The sequence below is a fragment of the Pelosinus sp. IPA-1 genome, from assembly GCF_030269905.1.
In the GTDB taxonomy this organism is placed as follows: domain Bacteria; phylum Bacillota; class Negativicutes; order DSM-13327; family DSM-13327; genus Pelosinus.
Genome location: NZ_BSVC01000024.1, coordinates 1 through 6004, shown reverse-complemented (window position 1 = coordinate 6004; position 6004 = coordinate 1). Strand labels below are relative to the sequence as shown.

Annotated in this window: 6 protein-coding genes; all 6 read right to left on the bottom strand. The window is 34.5% G+C overall.

From position 1 onward, the window contains the following. Positions 1–986 precede the first annotated feature (986 nt). The 6 genes from QSJ81_RS25585 to QSJ81_RS25560 all read right to left on the bottom strand — a co-directional run bounded on the left by QSJ81_RS25585 (position 987) and on the right by QSJ81_RS25560 (position 5770). Positions 987–1427: a helix-turn-helix domain-containing protein gene (locus tag QSJ81_RS25585; RefSeq protein WP_285720117.1), complete on the bottom strand. Its 441-nt coding sequence runs from the start codon at positions 1425–1427 to the stop codon at positions 987–989. A gap of 117 nt (positions 1428–1544) precedes the next feature. Beyond that, positions 1545–2987 (bottom strand): protein rep, encoded by a 1443-nt coding sequence (locus QSJ81_RS25580; RefSeq protein ID WP_285720116.1) that lies wholly within the window; start codon positions 2985–2987, stop codon positions 1545–1547. A gap of 468 nt (positions 2988–3455) precedes the next feature. Continuing rightward, complete coding sequence (locus tag QSJ81_RS25575) at positions 3456–3737, bottom strand: helix-turn-helix domain-containing protein (protein WP_285720115.1); 282 nt, start codon at positions 3735–3737, stop codon at positions 3456–3458. A gap of 111 nt (positions 3738–3848) precedes the next feature. Then, entirely contained in the window at positions 3849–4214 is a 366-nt protein-coding gene (locus QSJ81_RS25570) for a type II toxin-antitoxin system RelE/ParE family toxin (RefSeq protein ID WP_285720114.1), read from the bottom strand. 1048 nt (positions 4215–5262) lie between these two features. Continuing rightward, entirely contained in the window at positions 5263–5508 is a 246-nt protein-coding gene (locus tag QSJ81_RS25565; RefSeq protein WP_285720113.1) for a type II toxin-antitoxin system HicB family antitoxin, read from the bottom strand. Positions 5509–5575: 67 nt separating this feature from the next. Continuing rightward, positions 5576–5770, bottom strand: coding sequence for an antitoxin VbhA family protein (locus QSJ81_RS25560; protein WP_285720112.1), 195 nt, complete (start codon positions 5768–5770; stop codon positions 5576–5578). Positions 5771–6004: the final 234 nt, after the last annotated feature.

The window sequence follows — 6004 nt, the reverse complement described above, 5'->3', positions numbered from 1 at the left end:
ACGCATCCGAAGGACAAAAAAATTTAAGGATACCCTTGATGAAATGAACGATTGCGGTATAATCTGAGCACCAAAAATGCCGTCTCTCTCGGCAAGGAAATCCAACTGTATAAAATCATTGACATTAAGGGCAGACTGACTATATTGTAAAGAGAAAAAGATAAGGCAGGGGGATTGTCTTATCGCAGTGAATCCCTATATGTAAGTTCTTTGCAGAGAACTTATTTGAATGTTATATCAAACTTGATATGCTTCACAACTTTAGAAACAATAACACAAGCTGATGCTATAGCACTACCTATAGCGAAAATATTAGTAGCATCTGTCGGCACTAGGCTGTCACCTCCTACTGATAAAATATCTATATTGAATCCCCCATAAATTGAACGGTTGGAATTTCCAGCCGTTTTTGATTTACATCTATAATGATTTTTTTTTTACTTTATACAACCATTATATCTAAACAAATTCGCAATTACTTTATTTTACGCATTTGGTCGGTACCTTTAAACTGTCTTAAACTATTTTTCACATTATAACCTAACTTCAAATCAAAATTTATTTTCTACTCAAACTATTATAAGACTAACTTTGTAATAACGACATAACATTCTATCTCCTTTCTGTGCCTTTTTTGGTCCCTTTTCGTGCCCTTTTTATATCTTTTTAAGCCAATATAAAAAGCAAACTACGTTTCCCTGTATAAGGGGCACATTGTTTGCTTTTTTGTATTTATTAAATTGGACATATTATAGCAGGATTTCATTTTACAAATTTAACATGGATTCTAGATACTTTAGTACCGTGTTAAAGTAATTTTGCATAAAGCCGAAAATACCCCTCTATTATATATGTGCAAAAACGTTGCTTTTGGCTACAGGCGCTCCACGACACCGCGTATTATCTATGTTTCTAAGTTGATATAATAAAAGTGAAAAAAAGCAACTATTTTAAAATTCTCCCTGTCAGAGACGGCTTGTTTTATTTCATTCCCAAAACTTCCACCGGCTTTTTTTTGCCTTTCGTTCGGCTCGGCTCTCGGATATAAAAGTATCTATTTTTAGATTTAGATCAATTGACCTACTTAAATTTGAAGAATCAATTTTATTTAGTTGTTCTTTTAAAGCAAGTATTTCTTTTTTTTGTGCTTCTATAGTGTTGTGTAATGGTTCTATAGCATTATGTACGGCTTTTTCCATGGCGTTTGATAGTTGATCTATTATGGCAGGTGAAAGTTGTGGTAATGGTACTATTTGAGCTTCCTGCGTAGTTAATTCACTAACAGGAATACTATATTGATCGCCCCTCGGTCCTGGTAATAATTGCGCTTTAATAGAACCTTTCCTAATTCTTCTCCGAACTGTTTCGGGATTAACATTTAATCGATTGGCGAACTCTTCAACCGTTAAAAATAAATCATCATTCATACTAAACCACCTTCTACAACATGTTGTAACTAGATTCTACTACACCTTCTACACAGGGTGTAGTAGTTCCTACTACAGTACCTACTACACCCTGTAGTAGGTTTGATTTATATGGCTTCATCCATCATCATTCCTATTTTCCAAACTTGATTCTTTATGAAAAACAGGGGCATTTAGAATTGAACCATGCTTTTCAAAATACTGGGCTAGTCCCTCGAATCCATAATTTACTGCAAGCCATTGAACATAGGCGCGATCTTTATTTTTAAGTACGATATACCATTGCTCATTAGTAAATAAAGCTAGTAAGTCACTTTCACTAGATTCTTCAAGTGCTAATTCTTCATCTGTTTTATCTTTGATACCAACTTTTTCTTTCAAGCCTTTCGACCAAACTAATTGGCGTTTGCCTTTCATCTTCAAGGCGTATTCTAAATATAAGTTTTGAAATTCCTCATTTTCATCTGATTGATCTAAAATCTGAAAAGGTGATAATCCTGTCATTCTGCCTTTTTTGGTTGAAGCAGATGCCATTTCCTTATCAGCTCCCCAGGCTCGATCTTCATTATTGAGTTTAGCCAGGTAATCGGAATCTTTAGCATGAAATATGATATGTACGGCTTTTTTGCGGAAATCAGCAATACTGCCATGTTTAAGCAGCCCTGCTTTTTTACAAGCCATTTCCCATTGATTCAAGATAAACTTGCTAATTCTCTTTTCTTCTTTTTGATCAATATCATAATTTATAATTTGCAATTCATGAGTATGTGGATGCCATCCGTTAATTTGTCCCCAAGTAATTTCCTGGGCTTTAATCATGCCTTGATATCCGATACTTTTTTTAAACTTATCGTAATTTGCACCTTTTCTAAAATAAACCATAGCTATTTTAAGTTTCTCCATCATCTCGCCCAAATCATCAGCAATTCCATGTGGAAAGGTGAGAGTGACCATCATCATTTGAAACTGCTTGTCCCTATATGCCCATTTAAAAGCCTCCTGGATTTCAATTGCCCTACGATTTTGAATTTTACTAGCACACAACGGACACGCCCAAGGACTTCCACAAACCATAACACCAGTATAATGAGCTTTTTTATGTTTATGATCTACGCGAATCCCTACATTGTCAGAGTTACGAGTTTTGACACGTAAACACTTTATAGTCGAATGAGAATTCATAGCTTTATAGTGACGTTCTAATTCGGTCAAATGTGAGTATTGAGGATCAGTATCTAAGATCAATCTTTCAAAAGCATAGAGAATTTTTCGGGATTTATTTTGTCTCATATATTTGTTATGAAGATTTTTATGTGAGTCATCGGATTCTTTCATTTTTGACAAGGATAAATTCGAATCAAAATGTGATTTTAAATTTCTAGGTTTTTCTACACCTTCAAACCCTTCTGTGGTATAGGTTAAAGAGGCTTTTTCGCCACTTAAAAAAGGGGAGGATTTCTTTTCCTTTACCAAGAGGATTTCGACGGATTTTTCTTTAAAAATGTTGCTAAGTTCGGTTTTATTGGGTATACTAGAACTAACCAATTGAATAGAATTCAAGCAGAGAACCCCCTTTTATGTTTTAGATTTGACTTAAGCACTTAAATCTTACCATAAATGGGGTTTTTTTGCGACTATTTTTATTTCAAATTCTAGCGAAAAACAGAGATAATTCACGAAAACGCGATATATTTCGGTTTTGTTAACTATAGTTATGTTTTTATGGTTTTAAATGTGATATATTACTTATAAATAGGGAAATTCCCCTTACTAAGTAGCTGGCTCACTTATCGCAAATGCTTTCGACGGTCTTATGCGATTGGTGGGCTTTTCTGTTTTTTAAAAATTCATATTGAAAATTAAGAAGAGTAGGCATCGTACGCCTACTCTTCTTCAGTAAATCTCTAGTTTCCGGTAACTATAATTCTGAATACTTATTATTAAATACTTTCCTTGGTGATCACTCCTCTAGATAGTTAAGGACCACTAACAATTGGGTTCTCTAAACTAAATATCTCCTAATTCATGTTACTCCTTACTTGGGTTTGTTGCCACAAGTTGGATCTCCAAACCTAATGATTTTGATAATCTTGCGAATGTGTCGATGCGAGGAATAGCATTATATTTCTCAAGTCTAGCAATTGAGGCTTGTTGTAAGCCTGATCTTATAGATAATTGTCTTTGCGATATGCCTAATTCCTCACGTCTTGTAATAAGTTGACCAACTAACTTAGCAGATAATTTGATTTCATCTTTTTCTTCTTGACTAATTGATTTTATTTTTCCTCTAACATCGTTCCACGTTCTCATATTCGCACCTCCTTTTAAATTTAATGATTCGTTCGTTCTCTTTCGAGCTAAATGCGCTTCTCTAATTCTTCGTCATCATTTTCCCTTTTCAGGGAGGGGGATTATCCCCCTCTACTTCCCATGTCTACTTACCCAGTCTTGGATTTCTCTTTCAGCTCGCTCGATTTGTCTTCTTGGTGTCTCATTTGTTGTTTTGCGGAATGAATGTAAAAGGACGATTTTGTTATTCTTCCAGCCGAATAACAAAATTCGATTGTCACCCGGTCGGAGTTCCCATATGTCATTACGAATGTATTTTACATATTCGCTAGAACAACGAGTTCCGACGTTTTCAAGGACATCGATTTGGTACATGATTTGCTTTAGCTGGATTCGAGCATCTTTGTTATTTTTTTCCGCTTTTTGGTCGAGCTTGCTGATGAGTTCGTCAACTGGGGAATTTCCATGGGCGTCTTCGTAGAAAATGATTTCGTACATTAGACAGCCCTCCTATATTTATGATGACTTTTAAGTCATCAATCTATACATTATGATAACGAAAAAGTCATCACATGTCAATAGTTGGCATTATATTTTCTTTATAGTTTTAATATGCTACCGCTATTGTTAGTTTTTACTTATAAGTTAAGCTTCCACGAGGATTTTTTTAGTCAAAGGTCAAAGGTTATTTTCCGTTTCCTTCTCTCCTTTTGATTGATGCTTTTCTTCATCGTTCAATATCTCATAGAGGACACCGCCCTGAGGGGCTAACATCGACTGCGGTCGATAGGCTAGAACGTTCCCTTCTACGCTCCTAGAGCGTGTTAGTGACTCAAAGGAGTTGTTTCCTATAACAAACTATGAACGAGAACAAAAACAAACAACTAAGGGCCGAGCGAAGGCGGATAGAAATTTGATCTTTGATTGAAACCTTCTACATAACCGAAGGTTCGAAAAGTGGCATGGCCCGAAGGGTACATTAACCAGGAAATTGCCTTACCCAAAGTAAGGCATTAAGCACGCATAACTTTAGTTATGCCTAAGTGCGCCTTACGGAATTTTTACATCTTAATATATAATCCCTTGTTCCTTCATATGTGACAATACGACAACCTTCACTCCTCAATATAGTGGACAATAAAAATTTAATTATTTATCTTTTGTATTTTAAATTGATGCTTATAAAAATAAGGAATCAATCATTTTTTTTATAATGTAAGTAATTATCATTTTTATAAATTTTTTCATTTTTTCCACCTCCAACAATTATATAAATTAACTTTCAGAGAAAATAATAGGGATTCTAAATATTTTTTGAAATAAAAAAAAGCTCGCAAAAAATTGCGAGATTTTAAAAGCCCTATATAATATTGTTCAATAAAAAATGTCAGAAAGATGACATTTTCATGACATTTTTATGCGACTTGTTATTTTATAAAACAAAGGCCGCTAGTCTTAATCAAGACTTACGACCTTTTGACGTTATATTAAATTTGGTACTGGACAGACCCCTATAGCTCGATTTTACGCCTTTGTCAAATCATTGTCAACGAGTTTTCATCATTTTTTTTGTTGTATCTGTTGGCTCGGGAATTTCGTCACCATCTTGCAAAGCAATATCAATCCATGCTCTTTTAGCATCTTCAATCATTTTTAAAGATTCTTCTTTTGTCTCTCCTTGGCTTAAACAACCAGGTAATTCTTTTATTTCGCTAACAAAGCCACCTTCTGGTGATGAATAAATCATTACGGTATAAGGCAATGACATATAGTATTCAAAGGTTTTATTCATTTTAAGTACTCACTCCTTTTAAAAAACTCCACCATCTTTTATTAGGTACTTGACGTTGGGATCGAGGTTATTCCTTTGCAAAAGATTCCGGACTTTCAATTTTCCAACGTGCTATTTTTTCGTAAGTATTTTTTCTGATATCATCCGAAGATATTTCGCCTTTAGCATATCTATCAAAAAGAGCTAACTCTTCTTCCGTAAAAACAAAGCCCTCCATTTTTAAAGATGCAATAGCTTCTTCAACCGCTTTTTTTCTATCCATGCTTATTGTTCCTTACCATCTTAATAATTTGACTTTCATCTGCAATGTACCTAATCTCTAATTTTCTCATAATCTATATCTCTCCCTCTTAATTTCAAATTGTGGCAGCGTTACAATGTAAAATGACATTTATCAATTAGTGACGTACCTGGGCAGGCTTTTTTTTGCTGATGCTCAACCCCTGCAATAAGAGAATGGAATCAAAGGGAGGTTTCATTAATTTTTTTTGGTGAA